This is a genomic window from Flavobacterium flabelliforme (assembly GCF_017948675.1).
Taxonomy (GTDB): Bacteria; Bacteroidota; Bacteroidia; order Flavobacteriales; family Flavobacteriaceae; genus Flavobacterium; species Flavobacterium pygoscelis.
Genome location: NZ_JAGFBU010000001.1, coordinates 786,266 through 806,272 on the forward strand (window position 1 = coordinate 786,266; position 20,007 = coordinate 806,272).

17 protein-coding genes and 1 pseudogene are annotated in these 20,007 nt (G+C 32.2%); 10 read left to right on the forward strand and 8 right to left on the reverse strand.

Going from position 1 to position 20,007, the window contains the following annotated elements:
• Positions 1–9 precede the first annotated feature (9 nt).
• The 3 genes from J3S90_RS03455 (at position 10) to J3S90_RS03465 (ending at position 5,258) form a co-directional block, all read left to right on the forward strand.
• Positions 10–3,441: a hypothetical protein gene (locus tag J3S90_RS03455; RefSeq protein WP_210644757.1), complete on the forward strand. Its 3,432-nt coding sequence runs from the start codon at positions 10–12 to the stop codon at positions 3,439–3,441.
• Positions 3,442–3,521: 80 nt separating this feature from the next.
• Positions 3,522–4,103 carry a hypothetical protein gene (locus tag J3S90_RS03460; RefSeq protein WP_210644759.1) on the forward strand — a complete coding sequence of 194 codons (582 nt, stop codon included), beginning with the start codon at positions 3,522–3,524 and terminating at the stop codon, positions 4,101–4,103.
• Positions 4,104–4,190: 87 nt separating this feature from the next.
• On the forward strand, positions 4,191–5,258 hold the full coding sequence (locus tag J3S90_RS03465) for a glycosyltransferase (RefSeq protein WP_210644761.1): 1,068 nt from the start codon (positions 4,191–4,193) through the stop codon (positions 5,256–5,258).
• A 2-nt stretch (positions 5,259–5,260) separates the two neighbouring features.
• On the opposite strand, the gene J3S90_RS03470 is transcribed toward J3S90_RS03465, so the two are convergent.
• Both J3S90_RS03470 and J3S90_RS03475 read right to left on the reverse strand, forming a co-directional pair.
• Positions 5,261–6,322, reverse strand: a complete 1,062-nt coding sequence (locus J3S90_RS03470) for a sensor histidine kinase (protein WP_210644762.1) — start codon at positions 6,320–6,322, stop codon at positions 5,261–5,263.
• On the reverse strand, positions 6,323–7,006 hold the full coding sequence (locus tag J3S90_RS03475) for a response regulator transcription factor (RefSeq protein ID WP_188048981.1): 684 nt from the start codon (positions 7,004–7,006) through the stop codon (positions 6,323–6,325). It abuts the gene before it with no gap.
• A 177-nt stretch (positions 7,007–7,183) separates the two neighbouring features.
• Here J3S90_RS03475 and J3S90_RS03480 point away from each other — a divergent pair, with 177 nt between their 5' ends.
• From J3S90_RS03480 to J3S90_RS03495, 4 genes are all read left to right on the forward strand, one after another.
• Positions 7,184–9,934, forward strand: a complete 2,751-nt coding sequence (locus J3S90_RS03480; RefSeq protein WP_210644764.1) for a TonB-dependent receptor — start codon at positions 7,184–7,186, stop codon at positions 9,932–9,934.
• A 226-nt stretch (positions 9,935–10,160) separates the two neighbouring features.
• Positions 10,161–11,372 (forward strand): hypothetical protein, encoded by a 1,212-nt coding sequence (locus J3S90_RS03485; protein ID WP_210644766.1) that lies wholly within the window; start codon positions 10,161–10,163, stop codon positions 11,370–11,372.
• Between the two features lie 102 nt (positions 11,373–11,474).
• Entirely contained in the window at positions 11,475–11,813 is a 339-nt protein-coding gene (locus tag J3S90_RS03490) for a T9SS type A sorting domain-containing protein (RefSeq protein WP_188048984.1), read from the forward strand.
• 125 nt (positions 11,814–11,938) lie between these two features.
• Positions 11,939–12,919 carry a LuxE/PaaK family acyltransferase gene (locus J3S90_RS03495; RefSeq protein ID WP_210644767.1) on the forward strand — a complete coding sequence of 327 codons (981 nt, stop codon included), beginning with the start codon at positions 11,939–11,941 and terminating at the stop codon, positions 12,917–12,919.
• Between the two features lie 3 nt (positions 12,920–12,922).
• Here J3S90_RS03495 and J3S90_RS16025 read toward each other — a convergent pair.
• The 3 genes and pseudogenes from J3S90_RS16025 to tyrS form a co-directional block, all read right to left on the reverse strand.
• Positions 12,923–13,030 (reverse strand): annotated as a pseudogene (locus tag J3S90_RS16025) (type II toxin-antitoxin system RelE family toxin); the annotation flags it as partial.
• 136 nt (positions 13,031–13,166) lie between these two features.
• On the reverse strand, positions 13,167–13,370 hold the full coding sequence (locus tag J3S90_RS03505; protein WP_210644769.1) for a hypothetical protein: 204 nt from the start codon (positions 13,368–13,370) through the stop codon (positions 13,167–13,169).
• A gap of 31 nt (positions 13,371–13,401) precedes the next feature.
• Positions 13,402–14,694 carry a tyrosine--tRNA ligase gene (gene tyrS, locus J3S90_RS03510; protein WP_188048987.1) on the reverse strand — a complete coding sequence of 431 codons (1,293 nt, stop codon included), beginning with the start codon at positions 14,692–14,694 and terminating at the stop codon, positions 13,402–13,404.
• A 128-nt stretch (positions 14,695–14,822) separates the two neighbouring features.
• Here tyrS and J3S90_RS03515 point away from each other — a divergent pair, with 128 nt between their 5' ends.
• Positions 14,823–15,830, forward strand: a complete 1,008-nt coding sequence (locus J3S90_RS03515; RefSeq protein ID WP_210644770.1) for an NAD-dependent epimerase/dehydratase family protein — start codon at positions 14,823–14,825, stop codon at positions 15,828–15,830.
• Positions 15,831–15,836: 6 nt separating this feature from the next.
• Here J3S90_RS03515 and J3S90_RS03520 read toward each other — a convergent pair whose 3' ends face one another.
• From J3S90_RS03520 to J3S90_RS03530, 3 genes are read right to left on the reverse strand one after another with little or no spacing between them, the layout of a single operon-like run.
• Entirely contained in the window at positions 15,837–16,328 is a 492-nt protein-coding gene (locus J3S90_RS03520) for a DUF4296 domain-containing protein (protein WP_210644772.1), read from the reverse strand.
• Positions 16,329–16,341: 13 nt separating this feature from the next.
• Entirely contained in the window at positions 16,342–17,682 is a 1,341-nt protein-coding gene (locus tag J3S90_RS03525; protein ID WP_188048990.1) for a dihydroorotase, read from the reverse strand.
• An 11-nt stretch (positions 17,683–17,693) separates the two neighbouring features.
• Positions 17,694–18,419: a polyprenol monophosphomannose synthase gene (locus tag J3S90_RS03530; RefSeq protein WP_188048991.1), complete on the reverse strand. Its 726-nt coding sequence runs from the start codon at positions 18,417–18,419 to the stop codon at positions 17,694–17,696.
• Between the two features lie 103 nt (positions 18,420–18,522).
• On the opposite strand from J3S90_RS03530, the gene J3S90_RS03535 reads away from it, so the two are divergent.
• Together J3S90_RS03535 and J3S90_RS03540 are read left to right on the forward strand one after the other, a co-directional pair.
• Positions 18,523–19,194: a DUF4271 domain-containing protein gene (locus J3S90_RS03535; protein ID WP_210644774.1), complete on the forward strand. Its 672-nt coding sequence runs from the start codon at positions 18,523–18,525 to the stop codon at positions 19,192–19,194.
• A 13-nt stretch (positions 19,195–19,207) separates the two neighbouring features.
• Positions 19,208–19,957: a uroporphyrinogen-III synthase gene (locus J3S90_RS03540; protein WP_188048993.1), complete on the forward strand. Its 750-nt coding sequence runs from the start codon at positions 19,208–19,210 to the stop codon at positions 19,955–19,957.
• Positions 19,958–20,007: the final 50 nt, after the last annotated feature.

A 20,007-nucleotide genomic window follows, 5' to 3' on the forward strand; every position in this document is an offset into this window, starting at 1 on the left:
ACTGTATTTATGTTTAAAAAATTTCTTTTTTGGCTCACAATAAGTTGTTTTTCTGGGCTTCATGCTCAAGAAATCAATACCTTATACAAAACCAAAAAAATTATTCCGTCCCGCGATACAATTTACATTGAAAAAGAAAGTATTAATTCCAGCTTTTTTAAAATACTCGATTCGAATGGAAATCCCATTGACACTGCTTTTTATCAAATAAACTTTAAAAAAGGGATTCTATTATTTAAAGAAAATAGCCCTTTACAAAGGGATTCCATTACTGTAAAATATTTAAAATTTCCTGATTTATTAACTCAAGAATATAAGATCTATGACTCAAGTCGTCTGGTAAACAATGAGTCGGGATTGGGTAATTTATATAAAATAGAACAGAAAAGTACAAACAAAAACATTCCTTTTGATGGCTTAAATACTTCAGGAAGTATCACAAGAGGAATAACCATTGGAAATAATCAAAATGCAGTATTAAATTCTAATTTAGACCTCCAAATAACTGGAAAAATTTCTGAAAAAGTAAGCCTAAGGGCCTCAATTCAAGACAGCAACATCCCATTACAAGATGGAGGTTATTCACAAAAATTGGATCAGTTCGACAATATTTTCATGGAATTATTTAGTGATAAATGGAATATTCGAGTAGGTGATTTATTCCTTGAAAATAAGAAAACACAATTTTTAAATTTCAATAAAAAAGTACAAGGACTTGCTACAAGCTTCGACTTTGATACCGCCACAAGCAAAACAAATGCATTTGCCTCCGCAGCTTTGGTTCGTGGTCAATATGCTAAAAGTGCTATTATTGGTCAGGAAGGAAATCAAGGCCCTTATAAATTAAAAGGACAAAATGGAGAATTATATGTATTAGTCATTTCAGGATCTGAACGTGTTTATGTAAATGGCACTCAGCTAAAAAGAGGAGACAATAACGACTACACAATCGATTATAATGCTGGAGAAATCATCTTTACACCTTTGTTTACCATTACGTCTGAAATGCGAATTACGGTAGAATACCAGTATTCAGATCGAAATTATACTCGATTTGTAACCTATGCAGGAGCCACGCACGAGAATAACTCTTGGAGTTTTGGTGGTTATTTATACTCTGAAAACGACCAAAAAAATCAACCTTTACAGCAAAATTTGTCGCAAGCGCAAGCAGACATATTAATTAATGCAGGAGATAATCAAAATCTTATGGTCGCGCCTTCAGCCTATGTAGATTCCTACTCTGACAACAAAGTTCTTTACCGAAAATCTGTTTTAAATACTGTTGAAATTTTTGAATATTCAACAGATAAACAAGAAGAGCTTTATAATGTGCGATTTACTTTAGTGGGCGATTTTAAAGGAAATTATAGTTTAACCAATTCAACCACGATCACAAGAGTATATCAATATGTTGCGCCAATAAATGGAATTCCACAAGGGAATTACGAACCAACCGTGCCTTTGGTTGCACCTACAAAAATCCAAGTAGCTACTTTTTTAGGAAAATACAAACCCACTGAGAAAACAGCAATCGATTTTGAAATAGGAATTAGTAACAATGATAAAAATTTATTCTCTTCATTAAATGATGGTGATAATAAAGGATTAGCAGGGAAAATAAATGCCAAACAACGTCTTTTCTCTAAAAAATGGACTTTAGATGCTTTTACAAATTATCAATTTGTCCAAAAGGACTTTACCTCAGTAGAGCGATTGTACACCATTGAATTTAATAGAGATTGGAATTTAGGAACGCTGGGAATTGGGAACCAAAGCCTACTTATTTCAGGCTTAGAATTAGATTTAAATCCAAAAAACAATACCGTTAGCAAAGGAAAAATAAAGTATCAGTTTGAAAAATTAGATTTCTCTGATAATTTCTCCGGAAATCGACATTTATTAGATGGATTTTTTCAACTTAAAAATTGGAATTTCAAAAATCAAAGCAGTTTTCTAAAAAGTAATGGCAGCCTCCTTTCCTCTCATTTTGTTAGAAGTCAATCTCAAGTTCGGTTTCATTTTGATAAAAACTGGATAGGCGCAAGCTTACGACTAGAGGACAATCAAGAGAAAAATAAGAATACCAATGCATTTTCTGCATTCAGTCAAAAGTTTACAGAATATGGATTTTTTACAGGAAGAGGAGACAGTACCAAAGTTTTTGTAGAATTAGGATATCTAAAACGCACTAATGATAGTTTGCAAAAAAGCATTATTCAAAGGGTAAATACCTCTCAAACTTTTCGTTTAAAATCAAGATTAATTCAAAGCAATACGAGTGACTTATCTGTATATGCTAATTACAGGATATTAGAATTCAGTAATGACTCTAGAAAAAAAGAATCATCGCTAAACTCTAGAATTGTATACACAGACCGTTATTTCAATCAATTTATTCAAAATACTACTACTTACGAAACCAATTCAGGAAGCATTCCACAGCAAGAATTCACTTATATAGAAGTACCTATAGGACAGGGAGTTTACACTTGGAATGACTATAACAACAACGGAATTCAAGAGTTACAAGAGTTTGAAATAGCTCCATTTATAGATCAAGCCAAATTTATCCGCATTTTTTTACCGAATCGATTGTATATTAAAACTCATCAAAATAAATTTTCGCAGTCTTTGACATTAAATCCAATCCAGTGGCAAAATGAGAAAGGAATAAAAAAATTCTTATCCTACTTTTATAACCAAACAGCTTTTATAATGGATAGAAAAAACAGGAATAATGGTGCCAACTTTGAATTAAATCCTTTTAGTTCAAGTAATGAAAATGTTTTAGGCTTAAATTCGAGTTTAAGAAACAGCTTGTTTTATAACCGAGGAAGGCAAAATCATTCTGTAACCTACACTTACTTAGAAAGCAAAACAAAAAATCTTCTTTCTACGGGATCACAAGAAGCAACAAATAGCTCCCATCAGTTACAATACAATCATTTATACAAAAAAAGTTGGCTCTTCGGTTTTTTGACCAAAACTATTCAAACAGCAATAAATTCCGAGAATTATTTAGAAAAAAACTATGAAATAACCGGTTACCAACTCGCACCAAAAATTAGCTATTTATTTTCTAAAAATACGAGTTGGGATATTTTTTATGAATTACAAAAAAAAGAAAATCAAATAGGCTTATCAGAAAAATTAATTCAAAATCGTTTTGGAACTTCTTTTTCTTATGCGAGTGAATCTAAATTTACCATGAATGGAGAGGTTTCTTTTTACCAAAATAAATTTGATGGAAATGAGTTTTCTTCTGTTGGATTTCAAATGTTAGAAGGCTTGCAAACAGGGCAAAATTTGACTTGGAAACTACTAATACAAAGAAATATAACACAGTTTTTAGATATCAACTTAAATTATGAAGGTAGAAAAAGTGAAACCAATTTGGCTATTCATACTGGAAACATTCAATTAAGAGCTTATTTTTAATTTTTTAACATTATATTTAGGAAAAAAGTTATTAAATTTAGATGTCTTAAACATTTTCTAAAAACTTAAAATAAATTATCATGAAAAAATTATTTTTATTGTGTTTTGCTTTTCTATTGTCTGGTAGCTTTTATGCTCAAGAAACTGCAGCACAAAAGAAGAAAGCAGCTGCCAAAACAGAAAAAGCAGCAGAGAAAGTAGCTAAAGCAAAAGCAGATGCTAAAGAAACAGCTTTGAAAACCAAAACTGAAGCTAAGAAGAAAGAAACAGAAGCGAAAGCAAAAGCAACTGATGCAAAAGCGAAAGCAACTGAAGCGAAAGCAAAAGAAAACAAAGCGAAAACCAGTGAAAGTAAAACAAAAGCAACTCAAACAAAAGAGAAAGCTCTTGAAGCAAAAAAAGAAGTAAAAGCAAAAGCGGAAAAAGTAGAGGCAAAAGCAGCAAAAGTAGAAAAGAAAGCGGAAAACCTTAAAAAAGAAGCACCAACAGCTAAAGCTACGACAAAAAAAGCACCAGCAAAAATTAAAGAAACCAATGAAAAGGCACCAAAAATTGCAGATAAAATAACTGGTGAATACAACGGTAAAAAGGTATATACAGGTCCTAGAGGAGGAAAATATTATATTAATGCAAACGGAAATAAAACATACATTCAAGATTAATTCCATTTAAAATAAAAAACAAAGGGGACTTTCTAAACAATTGTCCCCTTTGCTACGTTATGACCATTGCACTAGCTAAAAAAATTAATGATATCAAATTTTAATAAAAAAACAATCTTAATTGCTCCCTTAAATTGGGGTTTGGGTCATGCTACCCGCTGCATACCAATTATTAAAGCATTGATAGAAAATAACTACACCCCAATTATTGCTTCAGACGGTGATGCTTTAGCTTTATTAAGAAAAGAGTTCCCCAACCTAAATACATTAGAACTCCCCTCATACCAAATAGAATATGCGGGAAAAGGAGAGAATCTAAAATGGAAATTATTTAAAAATGGCTTAAAAACAATCAAAGCCATTCAAGAAGAGAAAAGACTTACTGAAAATTGGGTTGAGCAATACGATATCAAAGGAATCATTTCGGACAACAGATTTGGAGTTTACAGCACAAAAGTTCCCTGTGTTTACATTACACACCAACTGAAAGTACTGTCTGGAAGTAGCACTTGGTTAAGCAGTAAAATACATCAAAATATCATTAAAAAATTCGACGCCTGTTGGGTACCCGATTTTAATGAAACTCCTAATCTAACCGGAAAATTAGGACATCTAAAAAAGACTCCAAAAAACATACAATACATTGGACCATTAAGTAGGTTGCAGCATCAGGAAAAAGAAAAGAAATACGACTTAATGGTTGTTTTATCAGGACCAGAACCTCAACGAGGAATTTTAGAAGCGAAATTAAGATCAGAAATTATAAGATATTCTGGCAAAATAATTTTTATTAGAGGAATTATAGAAAAAGAACAAGTAAAGCAGCAAATAGAAAATGTGAGTTATTATAATTTTATGAATGCTACTGAGATATCAAATGCATTTAACGAAAGTGAAATTGTACTTTGTCGTTCTGGATATACTACAATTATGGATCTTACACAACTAAACAAAAAGTCCTTTTTTATCCCTACTCCAGGACAATTTGAACAAGAATATCTTGCTAGAAAACTACAAGAAGAAAACGCTGTTCCATTTGCCTCACAAGATGATTTTAAAATAGAAAATTTGGATCAAGTTGCGAATTACAAAGGATTACCAAAAACAGAAATAAAAACGGATTGGAGTTCCTTATTTCATGTTTTTAAGGAGTAGCGTTACAGCTGCTTTTTTTTATTTTTTACTTTTTGAAGTGTAAAAGAAAACTCTGACCCTACACCATAGGTACTATCAACATATATTTTTTCGTCATGTGCCTCGATAATATGTTTTACAATAGCCAAACCTAAACCGGAACCGCCTTCTGTTCGCGCACCGCTTTTATCTACTCTGTAAAAACGTTCAAATAATCTGGAGATATTTTTCTTTACAATACCTTCTCCGTTATCAGTCACTCTAACGATTAATTTTTCTTCGGTCAAATCCTCTATACTCACTTCAGTAGTTCCTTTTTTCTCCCCGTATTTAATAGAGTTCACGATTAGATTCATAACGACTTGTTGAATCTTTTCTTGATCTCCGATTACCATAATGGGAATACTATATTTCATGTCAAACATAAGGATAATGTCTTTTTTAGAAGCTTTCATTTCTAATAAATCAAAAACATTTTGAATTAATTTGACAATATCAAATTGAGTAATCTCAAGGTTTAACTCTCCTATTTCGAGTTTAGAAATCATGTCTAAATCTTGAACAATGTAGATCAATCTTTCAACTCCTTTTTCGGCACGTTCTAAATATTTTTTTCGAATTGTTTTATCATTCATAGCTCCATCAAGCAACGTTGACAAGTAACCTTGCACCATAAAAAGAGGTGTTTTAAGTTCATGGGAAACATTGCCTAGAAATTCTCTCCTATATTCTTCTCTTACTTTTAAGGTTTCAATTTCTAATTTTTTATCGGTAGCAAACTTTTTTACTTCACGCGTTAGCGTTGCCATATCAGTCGTTATAGGCTGATTCATAAAAGTACTCGACTCTAATAAAGCAACATCATCGTATATTTTTTTTACTTTTTTGTAAATAAAGCGCTCTACTCTATACTGAAGAACGATAAAAGAAAAAACAGCAATACAAAAAGCAAAAACCAAACAAAATTGATATGAAAATTTAAAAAAAAGATGCGTTAGAAATCCTACCAATACGGTAGAAAAGAAGGTAATGTAAAGCGAAGACTTAACAGCAAATCGATATGTTTTTTTAAAATTTATAGTCATCTATACTTCAAACTTATATCCTACTCCTTTAATTGTTTTGAATAATTCTTCTCCTATTTTTTCACGTAATTTTCTAATGTGAACATCTATAGTTCGTCCGCCAACAATGACTTCATTACCCCAAACTCGATCTAGAATTTCATCTCTTTTAAATACTTTTCCAGGTTTTGAAGCTAAAAGGTAGAATAACTCAAATTCTTTTCTAGGCAATACAATTTCAATATTGTCTTTTACAATTTTATATTCTTCGCGATTAATTTCGATACCACCTACATTCAGCGTTTCGCTATTTTGATCATTTTCTTTTAAACGACGCAACAAGGCTTTTACTTTACTTACTAATAACTTTGGCTTAATTGGTTTAGTAATATAATCATCTGCACCGGCATCAAAACCTGCTACTTGAGAGTAATCTTCGCTTCTAGCAGTCAAAAAAGTAATTAGTACATTACTTAATTCTGGTATTTTTCTAATGTTTTCACACGCTTCCATTCCGTCCATTTCTGGCATCATAACATCCATTATAATAAGGTCTGGAATTACTTTTTTTGCTTTGGCTATAGCCTCCTTACCATTAGAGGCCGTAAAGATTTGATAATCTTCTTGAGAAAGATTATATCCTATTATTTCTAAAATATCTGGCTCGTCATCGACTAATAGAATTTTGGTGTTTTTTTTCTTCATAAAGCGTCAAAAGTTGTTTTTTTTATGGTAAATGTAATCATAAATAGGAAACTGAAAAGGTGTTAACGGTAATTTAATATTGGAGCAATTTATTAGCAAAAACAAAACATAACCCTAACAAGACGGTAACTTACATTTTACATTTCGGGACTTACTTTGCAAAAAAAAACAAAACAAATGAAATTCAAAATACTTTTTATATCGTTATTTATAACTGCTATTTCTTTTTCACAAAACAAAGGAACAATAACTGGAATCTTGACTGACAAAGAGGCGAACAACCAATCCTTACCATTTGCTAACGTACTTATTGCTGGAACTAATATTGGAACAAACACTGATATTGACGGTAAATTCTCCATGTCTGTAGTTCCTGGTAATTATACTATTCAATTTAGTTTTATTGGATACGAATCTGTTGAGATTCCTGTGAAGATTATAGCAAACCAAACCTTAACCATCAATCAAGCATTAGGTTCTGCAGGATACAAATTAGAAGATGTAATTGTAAGAGCTAGTACTGTAAGTAGGCAAAAAGAAACAGCGCTATTATTAGAACAAAAAAATGCAGTAGACATTAAGCAGTCTATTGGTGCTCAAGAATTATCTAGAAAAGGAGTTAGTGATGTTGCTACTGCTGTTACAAAAACCACTGGTATTACAAAACAGGAAGGAACAGGGAATATTTTTGTTAGAGGATTAGGAGACCGCTACAATTCGACAACCATGAATGAACTTCCAATTCCTTCTAATGACCCAACCAAGAAAAACCTTAATTTAGATATTTTCTCTACCGATATTGTAGAATATGTATCAATAGACAAAGTATACAACGGAAAATTCTACGGCGATTTTGCGGGTGGTAATGTTGACATTATCTCTAAGGAACACAAAGGCAAAAGCTTTTTAAAATTTCAATTAGGATCAAAGATAAATACGAATGCCTTGAAAGTAGACAATTTTAATTTACTACAAGGTTACGGAGCTTTAGGCTTTACCAATCGTGCTATACCGTCAAATCCTTTGACACAGTACAATTATAAAACAAATCAATTAGAGAATAAAGCGCCAATTGCTAGCTCTTACAATATTTCAGGAGGAACTTCATTTAAAGTTGGTGAAGAAGGGAAAATTAGCATCTTCGCTAATGCTTCTTACGACAATGAATTTAACTCTAAAAGTAATGGCTCTGCAAAAGGATCAGTATCTGGAACTGGTGTTGCAAATAAAAATTACCATACTTACACCGATATTAATTACAATACCAATACGACTGGACTGTTAAATTTAGGGTACAAAATAAACCCAAACAACACCGTTAACTTCAATTCATTATTCATTAATACAAGTACACAATCTAAAAAAGAATACAGTGGTTACTTTGCGGATGGTGGTGATGGCGGGAATGCTTTAATTAGAAGAAATGAGTACAATAAAAATGCTTTATGGGTTAACCAATTATTAGGAGAACATAAGTTTAAGGAGCGTTCTAAATTTAATTGGGGATTATCATATAACAGTATCAAAGGAGATACTCCAGACCGAACAACAAATACCTTAAACAAAGTGGCCGCTGGTTATACACTTTTATCTAATGCTGGAAGTAACAATCGTTATTTTCAAAATTTGAAAGAAGATGAAGTTGCTGCAAACTTAAGCTACGATTACAAATTCAGCAAAACGGAAGAAGGGGAATACAAAGGAAAATTCACTTTTGGATATAGCGGACGAGTTAAAACTAGAAACTTTGAAGCCACACAATTTAATTTTAAATCTGATAATACTCACTTATCTGACATTGTAGATCCAAACAACTTAGATTTATTTTACAACCAGTCTAATTTAGATAACAACTATTTTAAAATTATCACTTTTAGAGGCGATCAATTTGAATCTTCAGCCTTAAATCCACAATTTTATAAAGGAGACCAAAATATAAATGCAGGGTTTCTAAATACAGAATATAAATTGAACAAACTAACGACTGTTATAAGTTTAAGAGCAGAAAAAATAGCTCAAAAAATCACTTGGAACACCCAACTTGATCCTATTACAAAAAGCAGTCAGCTGGATAAAACTGCTTTCTTACCTAGTATAATAATGAAATATGAATTGGCAGAAAAACAAAACTTGCGTTTGGGCTTAAGCAAAACTTATACCTTACCACAATTTAAAGAAAGAGCACCATTTTTATATGAGGAAATTACTCAAGTATATATTGGAAACCAAAAACTGTACGCATCAGATGATTACAATTTAGATCTAAAATGGGAATTTTTCCCTAAAAACGAAGAGCTAATTTCGGTAACTGCTTTTGGGAAATACATTCAAAACCCAATGAACGAGGTAACGATTAATTCCTCTACAAATGACATTTCTTATGTAAACACAGGCGATTATGGTTATGTAACGGGAGCCGAAGTAGAATATCGCAAGCAACTATTGAATATTGATACCGAAAATTCTAAAAAACTTTCTGCAGGTGTAAATGTATCTTACTTATATTCTAATCAAGAATTAAACTCTAATAAAGTGAAGAAAGAAACAGATTTCGAAGTAGATTTTACCTCTAAAAAAGGAAAATTCACAGGAGCTTCTGACGTATTATTAAATACCGATTTAAGTTTTTTTAATGAATGGAACAATAAAAAAAGCAATCTAACTTCAACATTAACGTATTCTTATTTCTCTGATAGAATATATGCTATTGGTACTTTACAAAGAGGTGATATTGTTGATAAAGCATTTGGTACTTTAGACTTTGTAGCTAAATCTAAACTAAATGAAAAAGTAGGATTAAGTTTTCTTGTAAAAAACATTTTAAATCCTACCATCAATCAAGTTCAGGAAAACACAAATGGAGATGTAAACCTATTAAGCTACAAAAAAGGATTATCGCTAAGTCTTAGCATTAACTATCAGTTCTAAATAATTAAGCAAACATCTAAAAAGAGGCTATTCATTAATACGAATAGCCTCTTTTTTTGTTTCAAAAACTTATTAGTGATCTTCAAACAGTTCTTAACATCGCAACACTAAGCTAACATTAAATAGCCTTTTTTTTAATCTAAGGTTCACGTTAACCTAACTTTAGAAAAAAGCTTTTGTTTGATATTTGTCCTAATAAAACAAATGAAAAAACATTAAAAAAACTATGAAAAAATTAACTGTAAATCTATTAAGTCTTTTAGTTGTAACTGCAGGAGTAATGACCAGTTGTACTTCTAACGATTCAGACACAACTAATCCTTCAACCTCAAAATTTATTGCTAATGCAGATGATTTTAAAGGAACAATAACAGAAGGTGAAGTAGTTCTAGATGCTAGTAAAGTTTATAAACTTACTGGAAAAATCCAAGTAAACAATAACGCTACTTTGACAATTCCTGCAGGAACTGTAATTCAGGGAACTGGCGGAACAGCGTCTTATATTGCCGTTGCACAAGGAGGTAAAATCAATGTAAACGGAACAGCATCAAAACCAGTTGTAATGACAAGTGGAAAGGCTACAAAAGCAGGTGGTGACTGGGGTGGATTAGTTATCTGTGGAAAAGCACCAATTAATCGCATTAGCGGAGGCGCAAGTAGTGCACAATCAGAAGTTGGTGATTTAACTTATGGAGGAACAATATCTAATGACAACTCTGGTTCTATTAAATATTTAAGAATAGAATATGCTGGAGCACTTTTTAATGCTGATAAAGAGTTTAACGGACTATCGTTATTTGGTGTAGGTTCTGGAACAACAATTAGCTACGTTCAATTAATTCACGGATCTGATGATGGAGTAGAATTCTTTGGAGGAACAGTAAACACGGATCACATAATCTCTATAGGAAACGAAGATGATCAATTTGATTGGACTGAAGGTTGGTCTGGTACAAACACAGATTGGTACGGTAGATTAGATTACGGAACAGGAAATAGAGGTATTGAAGCAGACAACTATGAGTTTGGTTTTGCAAATACTCCAATCTCTAATCCTACTATTACAAACCTAACCCTTATTGGACCTGGAAGTACTGCTAATACTACTGCATTTGCAGAAAACCAAGCAATTAAACTAAGAAGAGGAACAAAAGGTATTTTTACCAATGTGGTGATCAAAGGTTGGGCTACAGGTTTTGATCTAGAGCATGATGAAACGTTAGCAAATGCTGGAACGTCTCTAAAAGTTGTTAATTTCAAAATTGATTCGGATGTAACAACTATTATGAAAGGAAAAACTACTGCTGTAGCACCTGCAACTTCAGGAGTTAGTGCAACAGTAAATGCTAATTTTGCTACTACTTCTGCAACAGCTACTGGAGCTGGAAATGGAGTTGGAATGCCGAGCTGGGCTGCTGGATGGGCAACTGGATTCTAATAATAGAAACAAAATAGTAAAATGCCTCTCTTTTTGGAGAGGCATTTTTTTTGGTACACTATTTGAATATTTTTTTGTACATTTACTATTCAAATAAATCTGATGGCAAAAAACTACTTTTATACTATTACTTTATTGGTCTTTTTATTTTCCTTAAGCGCTAATGCTCAAGAAACTAAGCCGCAGCCAAGAACGCAAGATTCACCTACAATAGAAGGTTTAAACTTGTATCCAAATCCTGTGAGCAATGGTAAAGTTTACATTGCTACAAAAAATGATTTAGACAAAGAAATAATCATTTTTGATGTTTTAGGCAAAAAAGTACTTCAAACACAACTTAGCTCCAGAGAGCTAAACGTTTCTACCTTAACTTCTGGGGTTTACATCATAAAAATTAATGAAAAAGAAGCCTCGGCAACTAGAAAATTAATTATACGATAAGTATTCTAAAATAAATAAAAAGCTCCAAAATAATTTGCAGCTTTTTATTATGTCCAAAAAATCCATCAGGATAGCGTTTTTGACAACATCGAGCATTTTTTGATTACTTTTGTAAAAAAAATATTTTGATTTCAGCTGCTGATATATTTTCTATTTCTAGTCAAAAACAATTTGAGAAAATTGCCTTAAAAGTATTTCGTCATCAGTACGAAAACAATCAAGTGTATCGTGAGTTTTGTGAACTTCTAAAAACAGATTCTCATAAAGTAAAATCAGTAGAGCAAATTCCATTTTTACCTATTCAGTTTTTCAAAAGTCACAATGTAGTTTCAAACACTGATGCTGTCGAAGCCGTTTTTACAAGTAGCGGGACAACGGGAACAATAACGAGTAAGCATCTTGTAACAGACGCTTCTATTTACGAAGAAAGTTATCGCAAAGGGTTTTCAGAGTTTTACGGAAATATTGAAGATTACATCGTTTTGGCTTTACTCCCTTCCTATCTGGAGCGAGAAGGATCATCGTTAATCTATATGGTCGAAGATTTAATAAAACTTTCTAATCAACCAGAAAGTGGGTTTTATTTACACAACCACGATGAATTAATCAAAAAATTAATCGAATTAGATCAGGCAGGACAAAATGTGATTTTAATTGGAGTTACTTATGCTTTGTTAGATCTTATAGAGAAACAACAATTCAATTTGAAACACACGATTATAATGGAAACTGGCGGCATGAAAGGCAAGCGAAAAGAAATGATTCGGGAAGAACTGCATCAGCAACTTTGTGAAGGTTTTGGCGTTTCTAGTATACACTCGGAATACGGAATGACCGAATTGCTTTCTCAAGCCTATTCACTAGGAGAAGGCGTATTTGAATGCCCTTCTTGGATACAAATCCTAATTCGCGACACCGAAGATGCACTAACCTATATTTCCCAAGGAAAAACAGGCGGAATCAACGTGATTGATTTGGCTAACATCAATTCTTGTTCTTTTATTGCTACTCAAGATTTGGGCAAAAAAAATCCCAACAACTCTTTCGAGGTATTGGGACGTTTTGATAATTCTGATATTCGAGGATGTAACCTGATGGTGATGTAAATCTTATTCATAAATATCTTTTCGATGACCTAAATCTACTACATCGATTAAAAGAATATCATCAATTATTTCATAAATCACTCTATAATCTCCAACACGTATTCTATATCCTTTTCTTCCTTTTAACTTTTTATAACCTGAAGGTCAAGGATTTTTTGATAAACTTCCAATCGCAAATAATATTGGATTAGCTATCTCATCTGATAACTTATCAAACTTCTTCTGCGCTTTTTTGGAAAAATCAATGTTATAGATTTGACTTTTTTGCTTCCCTTGTTTTCAAATAATCTTCAAATGAAATTCGATAACCATCATCCTCCTTTTTGGCTTCATCATAAAGGCGAACGTCTTCTAAATCCTCCAATTTTTCAATCATTTTATTGTATTGCTTTATAGGCAAAACAACAGCCGTTCTATTTCCTTTTTCATCAGTTAAAAATTGTGTTTCCATAATTTTAAATATTTAAAGTAAAGTTATGAAATTAAACAACTCTAACTACAAAGTAATTTTTCTTGCCGCTTTGCAACAACACAAATTGATTATTGATTAAATCTTTAGTCGAAAGCATAAAATCTTCTGCTACTTTCTCTCTATTTACTGAAATAGAATTAGCAGTCAAAGCACGTCTTGCTTCACCATTTGATTTAAAAAAGCCTGTTTTTTCGTTTAATACGTCAATTATATTAATTCCAGTTTCTATTTCAGGTTTTGCAATTTCAGCTTGAGGTACACCATCAAAAACATCTAAAAAAGTAGCTTCATCCAACTGTTTTAAATCCTCTGAAGTTGAATTCCCGAACAAAATATTAGATGCTTTTATCGCATTTTCTAAATCTTCTTTTGAATGCACCATTACTGTAATTTCTTCAGCCAAACGTTTTTGTAACAAACGCAAATGCGGTGTTTCTCTATGCTTCTCTGTTAAATCTTCAATTTCTTCTTTCGATAAAAAAGTGAAAATTTTAATGTATTTCTCTGCATCTACATCAGAAGTATTCAACCAATATTGGTAAAACTTGTAAGGTGAAGTTCGCGCTGAATCCAACCAAATATTTCCTCCTTCAGATTTTCCAAATTTAGTTCCGTCTGCTTTTGTAATCAAAGGACAAGTTAAAGCATACGCTTTTCCACTTGCAATTCTACGCACTAATTCCGTACCAGTAGTTATGTTTCCCCACTGATCACTTCCACCCATTTGTAGCGTACATTTTTTATCTCTATACAAATGCAAAAAGTCATATCCCTGAACCAATTGATAAGTAAACTCGGTAAATGACATTCCTTCGGCAGCTTCAGAAGTCAAACGCTTCTTCACAGAATCCTTCGCCATCATATAATTTACGGTAATATGTTTACCTACATCACGAATGAAATCTAGGAAAGAAAAATTCTTCATCCAGTCGTAATTGTTTACTAATTCAGCTGCATTGGGGGCATCTGAAGTAAAATCAAGAAAACGACTCAATTGTGCTCTAATGGCTTCTTGATTGTGACGCAAAGTAGGCTCGTCTAATAAATTTCTTTCATTGGATTTTCCTGACGGATCACCAATCATTCCGGTTGCACCACCTACTAAAGCTAATGGTTTGTGTCCAGATAACTGAAAATGTTTTAATAACATCACTCCAACTAAATGTCCTATATGCAATGAATCGGCAGTTGGGTCAATTCCCACATATGCCACACGCATTTGTTCCATCAAATGTTCTTCTGTACCTGGCATAACATCGTGGAGCATTCCTCTCCAAGTCACTTCTTCAATAAAATTTTTCATCTTTTTTAATCAATTTACTTTCGTCAATTCAGCCTTTTGGGCTTTGTATGCACAAAGATAAAATTTATTGTGGATTCGGTTATTGGTTTATGGGGTTATTCAAAAAAAAATATTCGTATTTTCGTAGCATGATTTTAGTAACAGGAGGAACCGGATTAGTAGGCGCACATTTATTGCTTCATTTAATTGAATCGCAAACTAGAGGGAGCGAGAGAATTCGGGCAATATATCGAACTACTCAAAGTATCGAAAAAACGAAATCGCTATTTCAACTTTACAAAAAGTCAAATTTATTTGACACCATACAATGGATTCAAGCCGACATCATCGATGTTCCATCTTTAGAAAAAGCTTTTATTGGTATTACTCAAGTCTATCATTGTGCTGCCCTAATATCATTTGATCCAAAAGACGAAGAAAACATTCGCAAAATAAATATCGAAGGAACTGCTAATATTGTCAACTTTTGCCTCAGCTATTCCATTCAAAAATTGTGTTATGTAAGCTCAATAGCTGCACTTGGCGATTTAGCCGCTCACGAAACCATAATCACCGAAGAAACCGAATGGAATCCCGAAAAACCACATAGCGATTATGCCATTTCTAAATATGGTGCTGAAATGGAAATTTGGCGAGGACAACAAGAAGGTTTAAAAATATTAATTGTAAATCCAGGTGTGATCATTGGTCCGGGATTTCAAGAACAAGGAAGCGGTTTACTTTTTAAGAAAGTAGCTGATGGATTATCATTTTACACTCTTGGAACAAGCGGTTTTATTGCCGTAAGCGATGTTGTAAAAATCACAACTGAATTAATGAATAGTGAAATTTGCAATGAAAGATTTACATTAATTGCCGAAAACAATTGTTTTAGAGACATCTTAAACAACATTTCTGATGCTTTGCAAAAAGAGAGACCCACTAAACATGCGTCACCTTTTTTTATGGAAATAGTATGGAGAATGGATTGGATTCTATCCGTTATTTTTAAACAAAAAAGACAATTTACAAAGGCTACTGCAAAAGCATCCTACTCTAAAAGCTCGTACTCTAATCAAAAAATAAAAGAAACTTTAAACTTCAAATTTAAAGCGATCAATTCCTATATAAAAGAGATCTCAAATCTTAAGCTATAGCCAAACCTATTCAACAGCCTGCATTTTCATAGCAGGTTCTTTTACCATTTCTTTATCAATAAGTCCTTTTCTTCCTCTAACCAACGTATCAGAATTATATCTCTGAGTTTTTTCTAACTTTATATTTTTAGTGTTTTTAAGTTTCTTTTGCTCAGCTTTAACTATATCTTCTGCAGATTTTTTCTCTTTGTTAATTCGTTTGGCTACTTCATCAAACATGACTTTGTACCCTTCATAATCAGTAGAATAATAAACATTACTAGTAGCAAACTGAAGACTATCTACTTTATACTTTTTAAATATAAAATCTCTTGGATTTATTTTTAAACTATCTATAGAAGTTGGATTTTGATATTTAATGGCATCCAAAAGCGATATGTCATACATTATATCTACCATAACCTCTTTTTTAATTAGGCGTTTTGGTTTTTTAACCGCATCGTCTTTACAACTTATAAAAAGGGTCAATGAGACTATAAAAAAAATTATTCTTTTCATTTATCAGAAGTTTTTATCTTTCAAATAACAAACGTTTACCCGCACGTATATCTTTGACCTTAAAGGCAGTATAAACCAATTGACCATTTACGAAAGTATGAGTAATTCTAGACTTAAAAGTAAACCCTTCAAAAGGAGACCAACCACATTTTGCTATTATATTTTCTTTTTTTACGCTCCAAGGCAAACCAGAATTTACTATGACTAAATCTGCATAATAGCCCACTTTGATAAAACCACGTTTCTCAATTTTGAATATTTTAGCAGGATTGTGACACATCTTTTCCACAATTTTCTCTACACTTATTTTTCCTTGATGAAATGCTTCAAACATTGCTACAACAGCATGTTGCACCAGCGGACCTCCAGAAGGAGCGTTCATGTAAGATTTACTTTTCTCCTCTAAAGTATGCGGAGCGTGATCTGTGGCAATTACATCAATACGACCATCAAGCAATGCTTCCCACAATACTTTTCTATCATTTGCAGTTTTCACGGCAGGATTCCATTTTATCAAATTCCCTTTTGTTGCATAATCGTCATTCGTAAACCATAAATGATGAATACAAACTTCTGCAGTAATTTTTTTATCTTCTAACGGAATTTTATTGGTAAACAAATCCATTTCTTTTGCAGTTGAGAGATGAAAAACATGCAAACGAGCTCCTGTTTTTTTGGCTAAAGCCACTGCTTTTGACGAAGAAATATAACAGGCTTCCTCACTGCGAATCAAATGATGCACTGTAACTGGAATATCCTCTCCAAACTCTTCTTTGTATTTTTCTAAGTTATTCTTTATTGTTGTTTCGTCTTCACAATGCACAGCAATTAGCATAGAAGTATTAGAAAATATTTTTTCGAGTGTCGCTTCATTATCGACTAACATATTTCCAGTAGAAGAACCTAAGAAAATTTTTATTCCCGCAACATTTTTTGGATTTGTTTTTAAAACTTCCTCCAAATTATCATTTGTTGCGCCCATCATAAAAGAATAATTCGCGTAGGACTTTTGTGCAGCTAACTCATATTTTTGCTCTAATATTTCTTGAGTAACTGCATTAGGAATAGTGTTGGGCTGCTCAATATAGGAAGTAATACCTCCTGCAATTGCCGCTTTTGACTCTGATTCGATATCGCCTTTATGAGTTAAACCGGGCTCTCTAAAATGCACTTGATCATCAATAGCACCTGGCATCAAATAATTCCCTTCGGCATCGATAATTTTGCAATCAGCAGATTTAGCACTGATGGTCTCTGAAATTTCAACAATTATATCATTCTCAATTAATAGATCGCCTTCAAAAATCACTCCTTCGTTTACTATTTTGGCATTCTTAATTAAAATCCTGTTCATCGTTTCTTCTTCTATAATGTATTAAATAACTTCTTTAATCTTAGTGCGATAACCCCAAAAACAGCTTCAATAATTATTGAGTTACTCATTTTTGATTGTCCTTTTGTTCTATCGGTAAAAATAATAGGAACTTCGGTTATCTTAAATTTTTTGCAGTAGGTTCTGTATTTCATTTCGATTTGAAACGCATAACCAACAAACTTTATTTTATCTAAATTAATTTCTTCTAAAACTCTTTTTTTATAACAGACAAAACCCGCTGTAGCGTCATGAATTTTCATGCCAGTAATCCATCTTACATAAACCGAAGCAAAATAAGACATCAAGACTCTACTTAGAGGCCAGTTTACTACATTTACTCCTGTAACATATCGCGAACCAATAGATAAATCGGCATCACCCAAGTGACACGCAGTATATAACTTCTCTAAATCGTTTGGATTATGCGAAAAATCAGCATCCATTTCGAAAATATATTCGTATTTATGTTCTAATGCCCATCTAAATCCGTGAACATAAGCTGTTCCTAGACCGGATTTTTTTTCTCTTTTTTCTATAAATAATCTACCTCCAAATTCCTTTTGAAGTAAAACAACCTTGTCAGCAGTGTGATCTGGCGAATTATCATCAATTATTAGAATATCAAAAGTTTTTCGTTGAGAAAGCACAGATCGAATAATGCTCTCAATATTTTCAATTTCGTTATAGGTAGGAATTATAACAATACAATCATTCATATTTTGACTAATTTCAAGGCAAAAGTAAACTTTTTATACTATTACAGCCTTAATAAAATTATAATAAAAAGAATGATATAAAAATTAGTAATTTTGCGACCCTATGATCGAAACTATACTTCATCCAAGAATAATAGAGAGCAAAGACTGGGCAACCGTTCTTTTTGTTCTATCATTTGCTATAATTGCAATTACCAAATCTATATTTGAAAATCGTTTTGGTGACTTTGCCAACCTTATTTACTCGAACAAATACATAAAAGTTTACAAAGACAGTACGAATTTAAAAAGCGGATTTACACTTTCCTTGTTTTTTGTACAAATGATTTCTTTGACGTTTTTTATACAAATATCACTCAGTTATTTTGGATATGCCTCAAAAACAGATTGGCTTTTATATATTCAAATATTTACTTTTCTTATATTCTTTATTTTATCTAAATATTTGATTGAAAAGATAATAGCAACTTCCTTTAATATCGAAGAGTTTACCGAACAATTTAATCTTCAAAAAGTTACTTACAGGACCTATATTGGGTTATTAATACTCCCTTTTAATATAATTTTGTTTTATTACGACTCATTTTCGAGAAATATCCCACTTTTTATAATTGCGATTGCGCTGATAACAAACGCATTAACCTATTTGATTTCAATAAAAAATTATCAAAAATTAATATTCGGTAAGTTGTTTTACTTTATTTTATATCTTTGCACTCTCGAAATAGCACCCTATTATTTTATGTATTATTGGTTTACAAAAGGGAATGCTTAGAAAAAGTGAAAATATGAAAGTGAAAACAATTTTGGTATCACAACCTGAACCTAAGGTAGAAAATTCACCTTACTTTGAACTTCAACAAAAGCATAAAGTAAAAATTGATTTCAGACCTTTTATTCATGTAGAAGGAGTAAGCGCAAAAGAGATTAGACTTCAAAAAATCGATCTTAACAATTACTCTGCTATTATTTTAACAAGTAAAAATGCTGTAGATCACTTTTTTAGAGTTGCAGACGAAATGCGCTTTAAAGTACCTGAAGGTTTGAAATACTTTTGTCAATCAGAAGCGATTGCTTTTTATTTACAAAAATATGTCGTTTACAGAAAACGAAAAATCTATGTAGGACCAAAGGATTTTGCTGATTTATCGCCATTGATTAAAAAATACAAAGACGAAAAATTCTTACTACCTGCTTCGGATCAGTTGAATGCTGATGCTCAAACGACATTGAATGCATTAAAAGTAGATTGGACGCCTGCTGTTTTTTATAGAACAGTAATGAGCGATCTTTCAGATTTAGCAGATGTATATTATGACGTATTGGCCTTCTTTAGTCCAACAGGAATTAAATCATTGTTTATGAATTTCCCTAAATTCGAACAAAATGATACTCGTATTGCTGTTTTTGGTAGTACGACACAAAAAGAAGCTCTGGATCATGGTTTACGAGTTGATATACTAGCACCAACGCCAGCTACACCTTCAATGACTATGGCTTTAGAAAAATATATTGTAGAAGCCAATAAGAGTAAATAAATTACTTCTATTTTAAATACAGAAAAGCCATTCCTAACCCGAATGGCTTT